14 protein-coding genes are annotated in these 16,574 nt (G+C 60.6%); 9 read left to right on the plus strand and 5 right to left on the minus strand.

All coding sequences use genetic code 11. The annotated features are described in order from the left end of the window. The first annotated feature begins 79 nt into the window (after positions 1-79). The 9 genes from BV911_RS10665 to BV911_RS10705 all read left to right on the plus strand — a co-directional run bounded on the left by BV911_RS10665 (position 80) and on the right by BV911_RS10705 (position 8,532). A complete protein-coding gene (locus tag BV911_RS10665) occupies positions 80-868 on the plus strand; it encodes an IclR family transcriptional regulator (RefSeq protein WP_086053599.1) in 789 nt (262 codons plus the stop codon). Continuing rightward, entirely contained in the window at positions 865-2,598 is a 1,734-nt protein-coding gene (locus BV911_RS10670) for a hypothetical protein (protein WP_240512216.1), read from the plus strand. Before BV911_RS10665 ends, BV911_RS10670 begins: the two co-directional genes overlap by 4 nt. Beyond that, complete coding sequence (locus BV911_RS10675) at positions 2,591-3,313, plus strand: hypothetical protein (RefSeq protein WP_205963842.1); 723 nt, start codon at positions 2,591-2,593, stop codon at positions 3,311-3,313. Before BV911_RS10670 ends, BV911_RS10675 begins: the two co-directional genes overlap by 8 nt. After that, complete coding sequence (locus BV911_RS10680) at positions 3,310-4,287, plus strand: dipeptidase (RefSeq protein WP_086053601.1); 978 nt, start codon at positions 3,310-3,312, stop codon at positions 4,285-4,287. Before BV911_RS10675 ends, BV911_RS10680 begins: the two co-directional genes overlap by 4 nt. A gap of 14 nt (positions 4,288-4,301) precedes the next feature. Beyond that, complete coding sequence (locus tag BV911_RS10685; protein WP_086053602.1) at positions 4,302-5,351, plus strand: ABC transporter substrate-binding protein; 1,050 nt, start codon at positions 4,302-4,304, stop codon at positions 5,349-5,351. A 177-nt stretch (positions 5,352-5,528) separates the two neighbouring features. Beyond that, entirely contained in the window at positions 5,529-6,257 is a 729-nt protein-coding gene (locus tag BV911_RS10690; RefSeq protein WP_240512217.1) for an ABC transporter permease, read from the plus strand. A gap of 7 nt (positions 6,258-6,264) precedes the next feature. After that, on the plus strand, positions 6,265-7,071 hold the full coding sequence (locus BV911_RS10695) for an ABC transporter permease (protein ID WP_086053604.1): 807 nt from the start codon (positions 6,265-6,267) through the stop codon (positions 7,069-7,071). A 1-nt stretch (position 7,072) separates the two neighbouring features. Beyond that, positions 7,073-8,143: an ABC transporter ATP-binding protein gene (locus BV911_RS10700; RefSeq protein WP_086053605.1), complete on the plus strand. Its 1,071-nt coding sequence runs from the start codon at positions 7,073-7,075 to the stop codon at positions 8,141-8,143. Next, positions 8,140-8,532, plus strand: a complete 393-nt coding sequence (locus BV911_RS10705; protein WP_086053606.1) for a Rid family hydrolase — start codon at positions 8,140-8,142, stop codon at positions 8,530-8,532. The genes BV911_RS10700 and BV911_RS10705 overlap by 4 nt, the downstream gene beginning before the upstream one ends. A gap of 334 nt (positions 8,533-8,866) precedes the next feature. Here BV911_RS10705 and BV911_RS19165 read toward each other — a convergent pair whose 3' ends face one another. From BV911_RS19165 to BV911_RS10725, 5 genes are all read right to left on the minus strand, one after another. Further along, positions 8,867-9,046 (minus strand): hypothetical protein, encoded by a 180-nt coding sequence (locus BV911_RS19165; protein ID WP_139840069.1) that lies wholly within the window; start codon positions 9,044-9,046, stop codon positions 8,867-8,869. A 97-nt stretch (positions 9,047-9,143) separates the two neighbouring features. Next, positions 9,144-10,697 carry a lipopolysaccharide biosynthesis protein gene (locus tag BV911_RS10710; RefSeq protein ID WP_086053607.1) on the minus strand — a complete coding sequence of 518 codons (1,554 nt, stop codon included), beginning with the start codon at positions 10,695-10,697 and terminating at the stop codon, positions 9,144-9,146. Between the two features lie 353 nt (positions 10,698-11,050). After that, positions 11,051-12,391 carry an HlyD family type I secretion periplasmic adaptor subunit gene (locus BV911_RS10715; protein WP_086053608.1) on the minus strand — a complete coding sequence of 447 codons (1,341 nt, stop codon included), beginning with the start codon at positions 12,389-12,391 and terminating at the stop codon, positions 11,051-11,053. Beyond that, positions 12,384-14,396 carry a type I secretion system permease/ATPase gene (locus tag BV911_RS10720; protein ID WP_240512218.1) on the minus strand — a complete coding sequence of 671 codons (2,013 nt, stop codon included), beginning with the start codon at positions 14,394-14,396 and terminating at the stop codon, positions 12,384-12,386. The genes BV911_RS10715 and BV911_RS10720 overlap by 8 nt, the downstream gene beginning before the upstream one ends. Positions 14,397-14,426: 30 nt before the next feature. Further along, positions 14,427-16,478 (minus strand): hypothetical protein, encoded by a 2,052-nt coding sequence (locus BV911_RS10725; RefSeq protein ID WP_086053609.1) that lies wholly within the window; start codon positions 16,476-16,478, stop codon positions 14,427-14,429. Between the last annotated feature and the right edge of the window lie 96 nt (positions 16,479-16,574).

The following is a 16,574-nucleotide window of genomic DNA, read 5'->3' on the forward strand; positions in this document are numbered from 1 at the left end:
CGGACACTTGCTCCAGTATATTCATTATAGATACGACGTATTTATTTAGAATACATGCGGTAACGAGGGGTTCGCAAGCGTGGCAGAGCAATCAGGCGGAAATCGGAAGGATGCATCCTCTGGTCAGGGGCGTGAGCCGGCAGGTGTGCGGCCGCTGTCAACGGTTTTGAAGACGCTTGAGATCATCGACTTCTTTTCGCGTCAGGGCGCACCGGTCAGGTTGGGCGCAGTGTCCAGCGATTTGGGATTGTCCCGCGCTACGGCCTATCAGCGTCTGTTTACATTGGTCGAAGCGGGATGGCTGGATCAGGACGCCACCGGTGCTTATCGGTTGACGATGTTTGCGACCCGTCTCGCGGCGGCGGCGCTTGAGCAGACCGATTTGGGAACGCGGGTTGAACCGGTGCTCAGCCGACTTGCCGACCGGATCAAAGAAACGGTGTCTCTTGCGGTGATTGATCGCGGACTGCCCTGCATCGTGGCGCGGGTCGAAACGAACACTTTGCTGCGGGCCGTTCAGCAGATCGGGACCATGTTGTCGTTGGATGGGTCTGCATCGGGGCGGGTGCTATGCGCCTTTGCCGAGGGTCACATTCTGGACCGTCTGCGCACGGGTGAGCATCCGCTGCCTACCGAAGAGATCATGCAAAAGGTCCGCGCCGACGGCTATGCGATTTCGTCCGGCTATACGCAGTCCGGAGTGATCGGGATGGCCGTGCCGGTTTTCGACGCGCGCCAGAAAGTCATCGCGACAGTGTCGTTGGTTCAGCCGGAGGGGCGGTTTGACCTTGCCGCGATCCTCGAGCCGATGCTGGAGGCCGCCGCAGAAATTTCAGGATTGCTACAAGGGATACAGGACAGATCATGAGCACTGCGCTCCACCAATACGATGGCGACGGGCGACCGACCTTGCGAAACTGGCGCGAAGTCATGCGACCGAACCGGCTGGCAGCTATGCAACCGAGCCGCCTGAGCGGCACCTGGAGCATGATGAACCGAATGATCGCAGAGCGCTGGGATATCCGGCTGGACCGGATGGATGTGGATGCCGATGCAAAGGGCACCATCGTCTATTCGATCCGGACCGGTGCCGGGCCGGATGCCCGCGAGTTTAGCTTCATCGCCTTTTCCTCGCCCCCCAGCCTGAAGGCCCGCACGGGCCGGATCATTGGTCGGTCGTGGGACATGATGGGCACGCTGAACGAAGGGCCGGCGACCGAGGCAGATATCGAATCCGCCCGCAGCCAGATCCCGCTGCTGTACCGTGGCCGTGCGACCCCGAATGCGCTGGTCTGGTGCCGCTCGAACCGATCGATGCGGGTCTTTAATGCGACGCTTGAGGCGCTGTCCGAAGGCCGTCAGCCCAAGATCGCGGATCTGAATTCCGTGTGCTACCTGATGCGGAATACCGGGCTTGATGGCAACGGCACCTTTGGCACCCGGTCGTTCCCCTCGCTGGGGGCAGAGCATCCGTTGGGCGGCGTGCTACAGGCGCAAATCTTGAATGCCTATCTGATGCGCGAATTGTCCTGCGATCTGGTCGAGCATCTGGCAACGCTTCAGTCCGATCGCGCCGTGCCCCTGGACCCGGCGATCCGGCGTTATTTAGGGGTTGGCAACGGCTCGGCGCTGGGACTGATCTTTTTCGTGCAAAAGCATCCCCGGCTGCTGGCTTCGTGGATCGGCGCGCGCGAGGCAACCGTGGCTGCGGCGTTGGCACTGGAACTGGGCAAAGGCGACGCGCGGATTGAGGCTTTGCGGGATCTGTTGGCGCAAGCGGTGCAGTTCCGCCGCCAAGACCGGATGATGTATGAAACCTTCGCCGCCTCGTCGCAGGTGGCCGATGAGTTGGACAGTCTGTTGCCTCGGCTTGCGGCGCTGTCGGCGACCGGTTTGCTAGACGGGGCGCAAGTGCGCTATCCGCTGGACCAACTGGCCCTGTCAGTGCAGGCCGATATGACGCCGGAAAGCTATGAGACATTCCTGTCGATGATCATGGAACTGGTGCCAGAGACGGCGGATGCCGCGATCCGCCGCGTGGCGGGCGCGGATGAATTGGCCGTCGATCCCCTTGCGACAGTGGCCGAGCTGCGCGCGCAGCTGTCCGACACTTACGACTGGGCCCTGTCGATGGACATGCAAGCCCCCGGGGCACAGGATTATGTCTGGTACAAATCCGAAACGGCAGAAGAGCCGCGCCGAGGCTTGCGCGCCGAGGTGCCTGAGGCCCGCGATCTTGGCTTGGATTTGCCAACTGCGGTTCAAGCCCTGATGCGGGACCTGACCGGCGCGCCCCAAGATCAGTCCGTCGCACGCTTTTTGCTGGCCTTCCCGGCGTATCGGTTGCTGGTCGCGCGGGTCCAAAGCCTTCGGGACGACCCGTTCCACACGCCGATGGCCAACATCAATGCGGCCGATTTCGTGCCGATCGACCTTGTGCGTCTGATGAATGTGGCCTTCCACGGCATCGACAAGACGCGCGACTATCTACAGCGCAATCTGCGCGGTGTTCTGTTTCAGGGGGCGCCGACGCGCGATGACCTGCGTGCGGGCATCGGGGCGCGCTGGTTTTACCCCGGAGAGCCCGCCAATGACTGAGCACCCCTTGCGCGTGATGCCGCGCGAAATGCGGATGATGTCCGAACGCATCCTGTCGCTGACCAGCTTGCCCAAAGGTTTCGCGATGACGGTTGGCGATGTGGTGATGTATTCCGAAGCTATGGGCTTTGGCGGGTTCGCGCAGCTTTTGGCCGCGTTTGACACGATCAAGTCCGCCGACCCGACCCAGCTGACCCTGACCCAGACCGATGCAGGCGGCCTGCATCTGGACGGCGGCGGGGAACACGCGTGGTTTGTCGTGCCATCGTTGCTCGATCTGCTGGGCGAGGGGCTGGCCACAGCCGAAACCACCTGCATCGAGGTCGGCAACCTGCGCCACCCGCAGGAACTGGGCATTGCGATCGGGTTGGGCCGTCGCGCCGGCCTCGATCTTGAGATTGAGGGACCGCGCGTCACGGCCCGGCGCGGGCCTGTCGCCGATCCGGTTCTGTCCCGTGTCATGGCCGAAGGCTGCCCGATTGCCGCTGATCTGTGGTGGCAGGTTTGGGCCTTGGCGCAGACGGCGTTGACCCCAGACAGTGTGGTCTCGCGCCGCCATGCCGGGGTGAACATCGTCACTGAGGATGGGCAGGTCATTGGCCGCACCGACAATGATGACGATACCGACACCAGTTTCATCGCCGGGTCGGACGTGCCGGACAGATCGGCAGACACAGCACAGAGCTTGAAAACGACGAAGGAACTCAGTCAATGATGATCGACGGACTGCAATGCGGGCATTTTGACCGGGACTCTTTCATCAAGCTGAAGTCCGCAGGCGTGCACGGTGTCGTGGTGACCTGCGGCTTCTGGGAAGGCGCATTGGAAAGCCTCGACAGCCTTGGCCAGTGGCGCGATCTGATCCGCGGCAATAACGATGTGGCCGCGTTTGCCTATACGCCCGAAGACATCACCACCGCAGCAGAGGCCGGCAAGGTCGCTGCGATCTTGGGCTATCAAAACGCCAACCTCTTTGAGGGGCGGATCCGGCTGGTTGAAATGTTTGCCGAGCTGGGTGTCCGGGTGGTGCAACTGACCTATAACAACCAGAATGACCTGGCCGGAAGCTGCTATGAGGCCGAAGATTGCGGGCTGGCGCGCTATGGCCGTCAGGTCATCGCCGAGATGAACCGGCACGGCATCCTGATCGATTGCAGCCACGTGGGCGACCGGTCAACCCTCGACGCGATTGAGGCCAGCGACAAGCCGATTGCCGTCACCCATGCCAATGCCGCGAGCCTGTTTCCACATCAGCGCAACAAATCCGACAAGGTGTTACATGCCTTGCGTGCTTCGGGCGGGGTCATCGGTTGCGCCGCCTATCGCAACATCACCGGCGACTATTACTCTGGCCCGATTGCGCAGTGGTGTGAGATGATCGCGCGCACGGTCGAGATCGCGGGCATCGACAGCGTCGCGATTGGAACGGATCGCAGCCATAACTTTACCAAGCCCGATTACGACTGGATGCGGATGGGGCGGTGGACCCGCGAAGTCGATTACGGCGCGGCGTCGGCGGCCCGTCCGGGCAAGGCCCCGCCGCCTGATTGGTTCCAGACCCTCGAAGACATGCAGATCATTCCAGACGGCCTTCGCGATGTGGGGTTCTCGGCCGATGACGTCGCCAAGATCACCCACGGAAACTGGTTGCGCCTCTATGGCCAGACTTTTCGCAAGTCCAACACCTAAAGGGATTCAAAGCAATGAAAACACCGATATCCACAACCAGCTTGATGATGCCGCGGCGCAGTTTCCTGATGGGCTCGGCCGCGGTCGCCGGGACTACCCTTGCCGCGCCAAGCATCGGACGGGCGCAAACCCAAGAGCTGTATATTAATTCGTGGGGCGGCGCGTGGCTGGAGGCTGCAACCGAGAACCTGTTTGACCCGTTCACCAAGGACACCGGCATCGCGATCAAAACCGTGTCGCCGGTGTCCTTTGCCAAGCTGGCGGCGCAAGTGCGCAGCGGTGTGTATGAATTTGACGTCACCACATTGGGCGGCGGCGATATCATCCGTGCCAATCAGGCCGGATTGCTGGAAGACCTTGCCCCGACCTATGAGGGCGGCGTCTACGAAAATGGCATGGGCAGCCACGCCTTCGCGACGGTTCTGGCATGGCGGACCGACGCCTATCCGGATGCGGGTCCGCAAAGCTGGGCCGATTTCTGGGATGTGGAGCGGTTCCCGGGAAACCGGTCGCTGCAACGCTATCCCGCGCGGATCATCCCGCTGGCCTTGCTGGCTGATGGCGTGGCCGTTGAAGACCTTTATCCGCTTGATTTCGAGCGGGCCTTTGCCAAGCTTGACCAGATCAAGGATCACATCACGGTCTGGTGGACCGCGGACGCCCAATCCGAACAACTGCTGCGTGACGGCGAAGTTGACATGATTGGTATCTGGCACGGCAGCTATTTCCGGGCCGAGGATTCCGGGGCTCCGGTGGCGATGACGTGGAACCAAGCCGAGATTGAACGGTCCTATTGGGTGGTGGCCAAAGACACGCCGAACATGGAGGCCGCGAAGTTGTTTGTCGATTTCGCAACCTCAGCCGCGCCGCTGGCCGGGTTTGTCGAGCAGGCGAATTATGGGGCGTTGAACCCCGCTGCGACGGCGCTGGTGCCGGATACGGCGCAGTCCCGGATGCCGACATCAACGGCAAACTATCCGTTGGCCTTTGAGCAGGACATGGCGAATTGGGGCGCCGATCCCGAAGAGGTGTCCATGCGCTTTGAAGAATGGCTGTCTTACTAGGGCCAGCCGCCGCCTTCCATTCCCCGCCACCTGGCCACGTTACCCTGAAAGTTTGTCATGTCAGCTACGCCGGCGTCCATCAGAGATCGGCAGAACCTTACACCTTGGCTTCTGCTGCTTCCTCTTGCTGCCTATCTATTGATCTTCTTTTTCGTGCCCCTCGCCCAGGTGGGGATCATGAGTGTGACCGAGCCCAATCCCGGGCTCGGCAATTACGAAAAGCTGGTGACCTCGCCGCTCTATCGCAAGGTCTTTATCAACACTTTCATGACCGCGTTGCTGGTAACGGTCTGTTGTCTGTTGGTGGGGTATCCCCTTGCCTATCTGATGGCCCATACGACCAAGCGGCGGGCGATGCTGATCTTGATGTTGATCACCATGAGTTTCTGGACCTCGTTTCTGGTGCGGACCTATTCGTGGATGGTGTTGCTGGGGCGAAATGGCCCGGTGTCTTGGCTGTTTCTGCAAATGGGCTGGGATGAGCCGCCGCAAATGCTGTTCACGCGCTTTGCCTCGACCTTGGCCATGGTGCATATTCTGGCCCCCTATATGATCATGAACATCTATTCGGTCATGCAAAAGATCGACCCCAGCCTGATCCGGTCGGCTGAAAGTATGGGCGCGCGTGGGCCGTCGCTGTTCCGGCATGTCTATTTGCCGCTGACAGCCCCGGGCATCGCCAATGGCTCGATCTTGGTGTTTGTTATCTGTCTTGGGTTCTACGTCACGCCAGTCTTGTTGGGATCGCCCCGCGAACAGATGGCCGCCGGACTGATCGGGCGTCAGATCGAAGAGTTCCTCGCCTTTGGTCCCGGTTCAGCCATGGCGATCGCGCTGCTGGTGTTCACGCTGATCATCCTTGCGATTTATCACCGCCGTTTCGGCCTCGACAAACTTTACGGATGAGGGCGCTATGAACCGAACCATGAAAATCATCGGGTTTCTGGTGGTGCTATTCATTGCGGCACCGCTGGTCATCGTCGTCCCGATGTCGCTGTCGACCTCGGCGTCGCTGCAGTTTCCACCGCCGGGCTATTGGCTGGGATATTACCAGCAGTATTTTCAAGATGCGAATTGGCTGCGACCGACTTGGAACAGTTTGGTCATCGCAACGGTCAACACCATCCTGACCATGCTGCTGGTGGTCCCGGCGACCTTCGCGCTGGTGCGCCACAAATTCTGGGGCAAAGGGCTGGCCAATGTTATGATGATGATGCCCATGGCGGTGCCGCACATCGTGATGGCGATTGGGTATTACAATTACTTCGGACAGCTTGGGATCGTGTTCTCCAAGACCGGCGTAATCTTGGCCCATACCTGCTTGTCGGTGCCGATCACCTTTCTTGTGCTGTCGGCCAATCTGAAAGGCTTTGATCAGACGCTCGAACGGGCGGCGCGGTCGCTCGGCGCAACACCGGCGCAGACCTTTATCCATGTGACATTGCCGATCCTGCGGCCGGGATTGTTGATCTCGTCGCTGTTTGCCTTCATCCAGTCGTTCGATGAAACCGTCGTGGCGATCTTCATCTCTGGGCGGGATGCCGAAACGCTGCCCCGAAAGATGTTCGACTCCATTCGGCAGGAGGCTGATCCGGTCATTGCCGTGATCTCGACCCTGCTCTTCGTGGTTGTGCTCTTCGCCCTTGTTGCCCCGCTTTTGATGCGCGGGATCAAGCGACTGAGCGGCCGTGCGACCCCATCCACCCCCTCTCGGAGCTGACATGACCAGCTATCTCACCATCGCCGGACTTAAGAAAAATTTCGGCACTTTCACCGCCTTGCACAACGTCGATCTGGACATCAAGAAGGGCGAGTTTGTGACCTTTCTCGGCCCATCGGGGTCGGGGAAGACGACCACGCTGATGATCATAGCGGGCTTTGAGCAGGCGACTAAAGGCAAGCTGACGATTGAAGGGCAGTCCATCTCCGACCTTGCGCCACAGGACCGCAACATTGGCATCGTGTTCCAGAACTACGCGTTGTTCCCGCACAAGACCGCCCTTGATAACGTCTATTTCCCGTTGCAGATGCGCAAGGTGAAGCGGGCCGAAGGTCTGCGCAAAGCCCAAGCCATGCTGGAACTGGTGGGCTTGAAAGGCTTTGAGCATCGCCACCCAAAAGAGATGTCCGGCGGGCAACAGCAGCGCGTCGCGCTGGCCCGGGCCTTGGTGTTTGAACCTGACCTTCTTCTGCTAGACGAACCGTTGGGGGCGCTGGACAAGAACCTGCGTGAATCCATGCAGATCGAAATCAAGCGCATCCAGAAAACGCTGGGCGTGACCACGATCTTCGTCACCCATGATCAGACCGAAGCGATGTCGATGTCGGACCGGATTGTGGTGTTCTCACAAGGCAAAATCGAACAGGCGGGCGCACCGCTGGAGATTTACCACAAGCCGCAAACCCGCTTTGTTGCGGACTTTATTGGCGAGAGTAACCTGATTTCGGCACGGATCATTGATGCGGCAACGCGCCAAGCGGAGAGCGCGCTGATGGGGCCGATGCGTTACGGCGACAGTGCTGTGACCGACCTGCGCGCTGGCCAAGAGGTGACGCTGGTGCTGCGTCCAGAGCATATCAAGTTGTCGCAGCAACCGATCGCGGGCCAGTTCCACGCCGCCATGACCATCGAAACCATCGTCAACTTTGGCGACAATGCATTGGTCATCGGCCATCGGGATGGAACAGTATTGCGGGTCCGGGTGCCGGGCGCGGATGTGGTCATCCTGAAGGAAGGCGACGCGTGCTTTATCAACTGGAGTGATGACAACGTGTATTTGGTGACGACATGAGCGCAACCCTGCAATCCCCCGACGACCTTATCGCCCGGTTTGGCGGATCCGCCCGCGCCGCCTTGGCAACCGTTGCCAATGGCACCGGCTATTTCGCGGTGACCCCGCAGGCGCCTTACGACGCCAGCCTGTCCACTGCGGATCAAGCCGCACAACTGTTCGCCAAGGCTGAGGCGCGGTTGACCGAGATCGGCTCGTCCAAGGCCGAGATGCTGTTTGTGGTGATCCTGCTCAAAGACATTGGCGTTGTCGCATCCTTCAACGAGGTCTGGGATGTGTGGGTTGCCGACGTCGCACCGCCAGCCCGGGCGTGTTTTCAGGCCGAGTTGGCCAACCCGGATATGAAGGTCGAATTGATCGTAATCGCACGCTGCGCTTCGGCCGCCTGAGCTGAGGGCGGCGCTGTCGCTGATCATTGCATTGCGCGGACAAACTTGTTGCGCACCCAGAATTTGTTGCTGACCCTGACCGGCCGGATACTTGCGTTCGCCAGTGCCAAGTGGGTCTTTGTGCCTTCGCACCTATCGTCATGTAGATTGGTGCGATGGCCCAAAGGCGCAAGCCCGGTCGTGATCTATGGTGCCGCGCCGTTTCCCGAAAAGGATGTGGCCCTGACGCTGTTCTATGCGTCGGATCGCAGAGGCAGACGACCGGAGACTTCTCAGAACCCGCCCATTGGAACGGACATGTTCCGCCCCACGATACGTCGCACCGTTTTTCCGACTAACCGATTTTCTTGATCCTGACGAGATCGACCGGCTGGCCGGATCGTCGCGACAGCAGGTCGCCGATGAGTTCGACGCCGCAAAGGCTCTGGCTGACAGCCTGAATTTTCCGCAGATGTCTATTGCTGCCCAAGACCAAGACTTCGTCGACCTGATCCCCCGCGTCATGCATCATCACTTGCGGCCCCTTCTACACCATAACGATACAATGGGCATGGTGGCGGGAATCGAGGCGCGCTTGCCCTTTATCGACAATCCGGCTGCGCGGTTCGGGATCAATCTGCACGGCCGGTCAAGCTGGCCCGCTGTCTGGATGGCGGGCGTTGCGATGGGCAACGACAGTGTTCGACCTTGGCGCGAGCATGATGCACGCCGTCTTGCGAGGATGACACGTCCCCTCGCAACAGGCTGCGCGCCGTCGAAAGGCGCTGCCGCAGCACCAGCGCGGCGTAGCTGCCGAACGCGGCAAGGCCGATGGCAGTCCCGGTAATCACGATCACCGCAGGCGACCACGCCCCGTTCGCCTGCCAGCACCAGATCCAGACAAGGCCCGCCATGATGGCCGTTCCCGGGACAACAGGCGCGAGAATTCGGATGGTTTGGCCTAGCCCGGCCCCGCCAAGCCGCCGGACCAATGCAAACCGCAGCGGCCACAGCAGCACATATCGGGCGACAAATGCGGCGGTGACGGCTGCCAATCCAAATGGGGCGGCGAAGATCATCGCGGCAATGCCGCACGCGGCTTCGATAACCGCCAAACAGGCGAGTCCGCGGGCGCGTCCGGCTGCAAGGCAAAAGACCGTCTGCATCCGCTCGACGCATAAATACGCGCCGAGGAGGCATAGAATTTGCAGGACCGGCACCGACGCCGCCCATCCCGAACCAAACAGCAGGTGCACCAGCGGCCCAGCCAGCACGGCCATTCCCGCAAAGGCGGGCAGGGCGATTACAGTAGCCACCTTCGTGATGTCCGACAGAAGGTGGTTTGCAGGGCCATCGGTGCGGCGCAATTCGGCAAAGGCCGGTTGCGCCACCATCTGGACCGGTCGATTGATCAGGAACGTTGCGATTTCTACCATTCGCCACGCGACGGCATAGGCCCCGACCGCTGCCGGACCGATCGTCGCCCCGATCAGCACCGCCGGGCTTTGCACCGCGATCAGTTCGGCAGCGCGAAGGCCCAACACTTGGCTGCCAAAGCCGAGGGTGCCGCGGAACTGCGCCGCTCGGGCGCGCCGCCCAGGTCGCCAGCTGACCGCCCCCCAAGCCAGCGCCGCGTTGACGAAGACCTGCGTCAGACGCTGGCCCACCAGACTCCATATTCCGTGATCGGTCATCGCCATTACGATGCCGACGATACCGCCCGCGGCGACCCCGGCGACGGCCCGCATAGACAGCGCCTTGAAGCGCAGGTCCCGGCGCAAAAGCGCGACCGGCACCGCGGTCAGGCCAATCAGCAGGATCGTCGGGGACAGTGCGCGGATGACCGGCGCGACCATGGGTTCTTGATAGAGCAATCGCGCCAGAGGATCGGCCGATAAAAGCACGGCGAGGAATGCGATCAGGGAGAGCCCTGTCAGACTCCAAAATGTGGCGTCGCAATCGGCAACGTCAACGGTCAAGCGCGAGATCAGCCCCTCGGTCAGCGTTTCGCGCACCAGAAATTCGGCTAGAACGATAAAGGCGACCGCCATCATCGCCAGCCCAAATACCTCTGCCCCAAGAAGGCGTGCCAGCAAGACAAAGACGGCGAGGTTGAGGATCTGTTCCAACCAATTCCCGGCCATCATCCAGACCACACCCGTCGAAAAGCGGCGGGCTACGGACATCGCGGCACCTGCGGCGGGCTGGGGTTGGCCCTCAAAGCACTGGCGGCACAGCGGCGGATTGTGCGATCCCGACAGTGCCGCGCCGCATTACGGGTCAGATCGACAAGCAGAAGGTCGCCCCAGCACGTCGTTGCAGAGTTGGGGTCAACGGCTGGAATGACGGGGCCAGAAAAGGGCGCATCGCCATACGTGTTCGGCCGGTAACCCGAAACAAAACGATCGTCGTCCAAGCGGCCCCCTGAGCTGGTCATTGCGCAGCCACGCTACCGGTTTAGGGGATACGAAGGTATTAAAATGCGCATCCAGTGCTTTGATAATCTGGCGTCAGGGTCTGCACAGGAGGCGGGTCGCTTTCACTGTTCGCGGAAAGCGCGGGACATGCTGTCGACAATGGGACGCGCCAGATATTGCGCGAAGGTCCGCTCGGCGGTTTGGATCATGATCTCGGCTGGCATGCCAGGGGTCGGGGTGAAGCCTGATACGCGCTGTAATTCGGCAGGGGTCAGATTGACATGGGCGACATAAATTTCCCGCACCCCGCCATCCGCAGTGTCGGTAATGCTGTCGGCAGAAATATAGCTGACCCTTGCCTGCAATACCGGGGTGGTTCGCCGGTTCAAGGCGGTCAGCCGGACGGTTGCGGCCTGACCCATTTTGACATTGTCGATGTCATTGCGCGGGATCAGGACTTCAATGATCAGCGGCGCGTCCGCAGGCAGAATCTCAGCAATAGGCCGACCGGTTTCAATCACCCCCCCGGTGGTGTGATAATGCAGGCGCACCACGGTGCCATCGACTGGGGCCAGTACCTCGGTCCGGGTCAGGACGTTCTCGGCATGGCGGCTTTTCTCACGCACGCTTTCCAATTCTGCCTGCACCACCTGAAGCTCGCCAAGCGCCATGCGGCGGCGCTCATCGGTGGCTTTGATGATCTCGGTTTCAAAGCGTTGGCGCATTTCGGCCATCTCTGAAATTTCGGCGGTCATCCGGCCAACCTGTCCGTCGGTGTCCAACAGCACCCGCTGTAAGGCCAACACGCTGGCCCGGGGGATCAGGCCTTTTTCAAACAGGCTGTTTTTGGCCTCATGCTCTTCGGTGAGAAGGGCGATCTGCCCCTCCAGAGACTGAAGCTGAATCGTATAGCCCTCGGTGCGCAGATCCAGCCCGGTAATGTTGCGTTCGACCAGAGAAATATCATTCGCCAAACCGGATTTCGACGCTTCGAACGCCTGTCTCTGACTGTCGATAATCATCGAGATTTCCGGGTGATCCTGAACCTGTGCCAGCCAATCGGGCAGTTGGATCGCGTCGTCTTGGGCAATCTGTGCTTGCAATCGGGCTTGTGTCGCCTCCAGCCGGGCACGGCGGATGAACAGTTCACTCTGATTGGCGCGGGCAAGGGTCCCGTCGAGCCGGATAATCGGTTGACCTTGTTTGACGAAATCACCTTCGCTGACCAGAATGTCCTTGATGATCCCGCCCTCAAGATGCTGCACGATCTTGTTTTGGCCGGTCGCAACAAAGCTGCCTTGCGAGATGACCGCCGCAGCCAAAGGCGCCCGGAACGCCCAAAGCCCGAACCCGCCGAAAGCCACAACCATCAGGCCCAAACCAAAAATGGCGTGCCGGGTCACAGACCGAGGCACGGCACTGTACCATTGCTGCGCGTCGGGAATGACAGAAGTGTCAGCCATTTGGGACCCCATTCTCTGCAACGGGGACCGGCGGTGCCGCCTGTTTCTGTGCGGCAATATCCGGGCGGGCGGTATTGGCGGTGCCAAGCTTGGCAAGCACGGTGTCGCGCGAGCCAAACAGCGCGACCGAGCCTCCGGCCAACAACATGATCTTGTCGACAGCGGCCAACAATGCGGGTTTTTGGGTGATCACAACCACGGTGATTTTATCCTGCCGCGCCCGGTCGATTGCCCGGGCCAGTGCCTTGTCGCCGGCCGCGTCGAGGTTCGAATTCGGCTCGTCCAGCACCACGATCTTTGGTCCGCCAAAGAAGGCGCGTGCCAAGGCGACCCGTTGCTTTTGGCCGCCTGATAGGGGCGATCCGTCGGCTGCAACCCGGGTTTCATAGCCCTGAGGCAAGGCGGCGATCATCTCGTGCACATCGGCCAGAACGGCAGCGCGGTGGATCTCATCGTCGGTCGCCTCTTGGCGCATGCGGCCAATGTTGTCTTTGATTGTTCCGGGAAAGAGTTGCACATCCTGCGGCAGGTAGCCCAGGCTTTCCCCCAATTGCCGGGGATCCCAATTGCGCAGATCCATCAGATCAACCCGCACATTTCCCGACGTTGGCAGGATAGAACCGACCAGCATTTTGCCCAAGGTGGTCTTGCCCGCCCCCGAATTTCCGATCACCGCCAGCGTATCGCCCGGGTCCAGCGAAAAACTGACCCCATTCAGGATCACCTGTTTGGTGCCGCCGGGGACATATAACAGCCGTTCCACATCCAGCCGACCTTCCGGCGCGGGCAGGCGCAGGCGTTCAAACTGTAACCGTGAATTGGCCAGAAGATGGACAATGCGCTGATAGGCTGACCGGGATAGCAAAAACGCATTCCAGCCTTCGATGGACCCTTCGATCGGGGCCAAAGCGCGGCCTGCAATGATCGAAGATGCAATCACCATCCCGCCGGTAATTTCACCATGCAGCGCCAGATTAGCCCCCCAGCCCAGCAGGGCCACTTGGGTCAGCAAGCGCACGGCTTTCGAGGTGGAGGCGCCAATAATGTTGCGGTCCTGCGCCCGTACTTGTGCAGTCAGGGATGCCGCGGTGTCGCGGCCCCACATGGTGACGGCTTCGGGGATCATCGCCATGGCGTTGATGATCTGGCTGTTCCGCGACATGGAATCGAGATGCATGTTGGCTTTCGATTGCGCGACATTCGCATCGGCAAACGGCTGGGCGGTGATTTTTTGATTGATGACCGCGATCAGGAGTAAAATGAGGGCCGTCACCACAACGATCATGCCAAGGTTCGGATGCACCAAGAAAATCGCGAGGATGAAAAGCGGCGCAAAGGGCACATCGAGGAACGAGATCAAGGTGCCAGAGACCAGAAATCCCCGCAATTGTTGCAGATCGCCCAGCGTCTGAAACTCGCGCCCGGTGCCGTGCAGGGATGCCGCCGCCGCCGCGCTTAAGACCGGCGCACCAAGCCGGACGGCCACTTCCACCGCCGTCCGCATCAGCATGGAGCGGCGCACTGCATCCAAAATGGCCTGCAACAACACAGCACCGACCACGACGAGGGTCAGCATGATCAGCGTATCGTAAGACCGGCTGGTCAACACCCGGTCGGAAATCTGGAACAGGTAAATCGGAATGGCCAAGATCAACACATTGGTGGCAGCCGTCAACACCATGACCAGCAGCATGTTGCGCTGCACCGCGACCAATCCCTGTTTCAGGCTGCGCGCAAAATCCTGCGGCGCGATCCGCTGGTGAAACCCGGTGCGACCCCCGCCACCGCCGGACGCGTCACTGCGGGCTGTGGGTGCCGCGCCTGCCGGTGTCGCCACTGTGTTGTTGGCTTGCTCCAGCACCATGCCAACCCCTGCTTTGGCACGGGCGTCGCGCATTTTGGCAAAGAGCGGACTTCTGGCGCTGGACGAGGCTTGCCCGTCGTGGCCATCCGCCGCTGAGGGGCGGGCAGAACCGGCGTCGGGGTCTGTGGAATAATCTTTCAATAGTCACCTCCCGCAGGTCGCATTATCCGCTCAAGCCAGTACCGACTGCATCACATCCGCCGACCCGGGCAGATCCCCGAACACAGGCAGCGGCGCGAACCCCGGATCATCTGGTGTGTCGAGCATCCCGTCGGCCAGAAACGCCAACGCTTCGTTGACGATGGGCGTTAAGGCGACTTGGTCGGGCGGCGCGGTGCTGTCGGTTAAATTCGCCTGATAAATCAGGGCATCGCTATAGCTGTTCTGTGCGGCCATGATGATGGAATCGCGGCCAAAATCTTGGATCGACGCCGCATTAAGTTGGGCATTGGACCCAATGGTGATCGTGGCCGTATCGGACAGGCCCGCTGCAAAATCGGCAAGGGCCAGATGCACCTGATCGCTGTCGCCCAGCACATTGACCTGTTCGACGGCGTTCACTTTGATCAGGTCACCTTTGACATGCAGCGCCGTCAGCAAGTCCTTTCCTGAAAAGCTTGCGTCATCGGCGATGGTGGACAGTCCGGTTGTGCGGCCCGCGTCAAGCTCTGCCATGGCGGCGGCAAAGCCGTCGCGCACAGGGGTCACGGTGTCGGTCCCTTGGGTTTCAATCCGCGCCGTGTTCAGTTGGAGGTTGTCCGACGTTGAGATCGTGGTCCCTGCGGCCAACGCGCCCGCCACCACATCATTGTCGAGCAAGACGTTGGTCTGCGTGATCGCATTCATCGTCACCATATCGCCGTCCACCACGATCAGGTCGTAATGATAGCCAAGCGCCTTCAGGGCGACTGCGTTGAAAATCTGGTTCTCGCCCATTGCGATTGAGGTCGCTGTGGCCCGAAAGGTCACTTCGATCCGATCAAAGTCTGTGCTGAAAATGTACTGCTGAATGATGTTGGAAAATGTCAGATCGCCGTCGATGGTCGTGATGGCCCATGTGTGGGACGGCGTTTCAAGGTCCGCAACGATGCCCGGTTCCGATCCCGGGTCGCTGGGCGTCTCGGATGAGGTGGTCGATACATGCGCCGCGTTGAGGGATTGAGAGGCGACCCCGGCATCTTGCGCAAATGACAAATCCACGTCAGCAAGCACATTGACCTGACTGATCGACGTCAGATTCAGGGCATCGCCGCGCACCGCGATCACCGGAGCGTCCACCCACGCGCTTGCGACGGCGACCATGTTGGCGGTCATATTGGCGCCCGTCACCACCGCGTGTCCCGGATCAACGGCATAATAGTCCGAGGATCCGGCGGCGGCGCCGTCCTTTTCGTAATTGAGGCTGCGAGCCGGCAAGGCTGCCGGGGCATCATCGTCGTCATTCGGTTGCAACGCGGCTGGCAAGAGGTCGTCAAAGACCGGCAGGCTGTCCTCGGCCGATCCGGCAATGGCTGCGCCATCGATAAACGTGCCAGTGACGGCGGCGCCGATCACAACGGTTTCAGCCGCGCTGACATCCGGGTTAAGGACACCGGCATCTTGCATGACAGATGCGAACTGCATCCCGTCCTCAAGGGTTGGGATGATGGCGGTGATCTGTGCGGACAGGGGCGTCACGCCAAGGCTTTCTGCGATCTCGACCAGTGCATCCAGTTCGACATGCGCCGCTGTCACCGAGGTGAACAGATGCGCGTCGGTGAACACCAAAAGGTCATCGTCGGTCAGGATTGCCGCTTGATAGGTCACAGCGACGATGGAATTGGGTGCGGGCGCCATGAGGGGCCCGTCCTGTGACCACCGGATATACATAGTCGGGTCGGTAATTGCGTCATCACCCGGATTAGAAGGCCCGCGCGCTATGGTCATGGTCAGTGACGCACCCGCGTCCAAGCGGAACTGCTGGGGCGCGTCGAGGGGGATCGGGAATGGCAGCGGGGTGGCGGCGGCGATCAGCGGCATCGGTCCGCCATCCGGGGTGAAACCGTCCAACAGGTACGGCACGTTGAACTCAATGGCCCCGGGTGCCGGTGCTGCAATGTCGTCGATCAGCTTTGAGGATGCGAGGAACGCGTCGAAGTCCGATCGCTGACGAAGGTCTTCAATCGCAATATGCAGATGTCCGATAAAGCGGGAAATAATCTCGGTAAATGGATCAAGTGACATGGAGGTATCCCTTACGACGTGCATGGCAGACTGGCGGATTTCCGAGCTGCCCGCACAAGGGTCGGGGCCAGCCGAACAGCTGGCCCCGGGTCTTTT

Source organism: Pseudoruegeria sp. SK021, assembly GCF_002119405.1.
Lineage (GTDB): Bacteria > Pseudomonadota > Alphaproteobacteria > Rhodobacterales > Rhodobacteraceae > Meridianimarinicoccus.

What these genes read in the sequence shown, in the direction of transcription:
- BV911_RS10670 (WP_240512216.1), top strand. Translation starts at nt 865, where the DNA reads ATGAGCACTGCGCTCCACCAATACGATGGCGACGGGCGACCGACCTTG.
- BV911_RS10675 (WP_205963842.1), top strand. Translation starts at nt 2,591, where the DNA reads ATGACTGAGCACCCCTTGCGCGTGATGCCGCGCGAAATGCGGATGATG.
- BV911_RS10680 (WP_086053601.1), top strand. Translation starts at nt 3,310, where the DNA reads ATGATGATCGACGGACTGCAATGCGGGCATTTTGACCGGGACTCTTTC.
- BV911_RS10685 (WP_086053602.1), top strand. Translation starts at nt 4,302, where the DNA reads ATGAAAACACCGATATCCACAACCAGCTTGATGATGCCGCGGCGCAGT.
- BV911_RS10690 (WP_240512217.1), top strand. Translation starts at nt 5,529, where the DNA reads ATGAGTGTGACCGAGCCCAATCCCGGGCTCGGCAATTACGAAAAGCTG.
- BV911_RS10695 (WP_086053604.1), top strand. Translation starts at nt 6,265, where the DNA reads ATGAACCGAACCATGAAAATCATCGGGTTTCTGGTGGTGCTATTCATT.
- BV911_RS10700 (WP_086053605.1), top strand. Translation starts at nt 7,073, where the DNA reads ATGACCAGCTATCTCACCATCGCCGGACTTAAGAAAAATTTCGGCACT.
- BV911_RS10705 (WP_086053606.1), top strand. Translation starts at nt 8,140, where the DNA reads ATGAGCGCAACCCTGCAATCCCCCGACGACCTTATCGCCCGGTTTGGC.
- BV911_RS10710 (WP_086053607.1), bottom strand. Translation starts at nt 10,697, where the DNA reads ATGTCCGTAGCCCGCCGCTTTTCGACGGGTGTGGTCTGGATGATGGCC.
- BV911_RS10715 (WP_086053608.1), bottom strand. Translation starts at nt 12,391, where the DNA reads ATGGCTGACACTTCTGTCATTCCCGACGCGCAGCAATGGTACAGTGCC.
- BV911_RS10725 (WP_086053609.1), bottom strand. Translation starts at nt 16,478, where the DNA reads ATGTCACTTGATCCATTTACCGAGATTATTTCCCGCTTTATCGGACAT.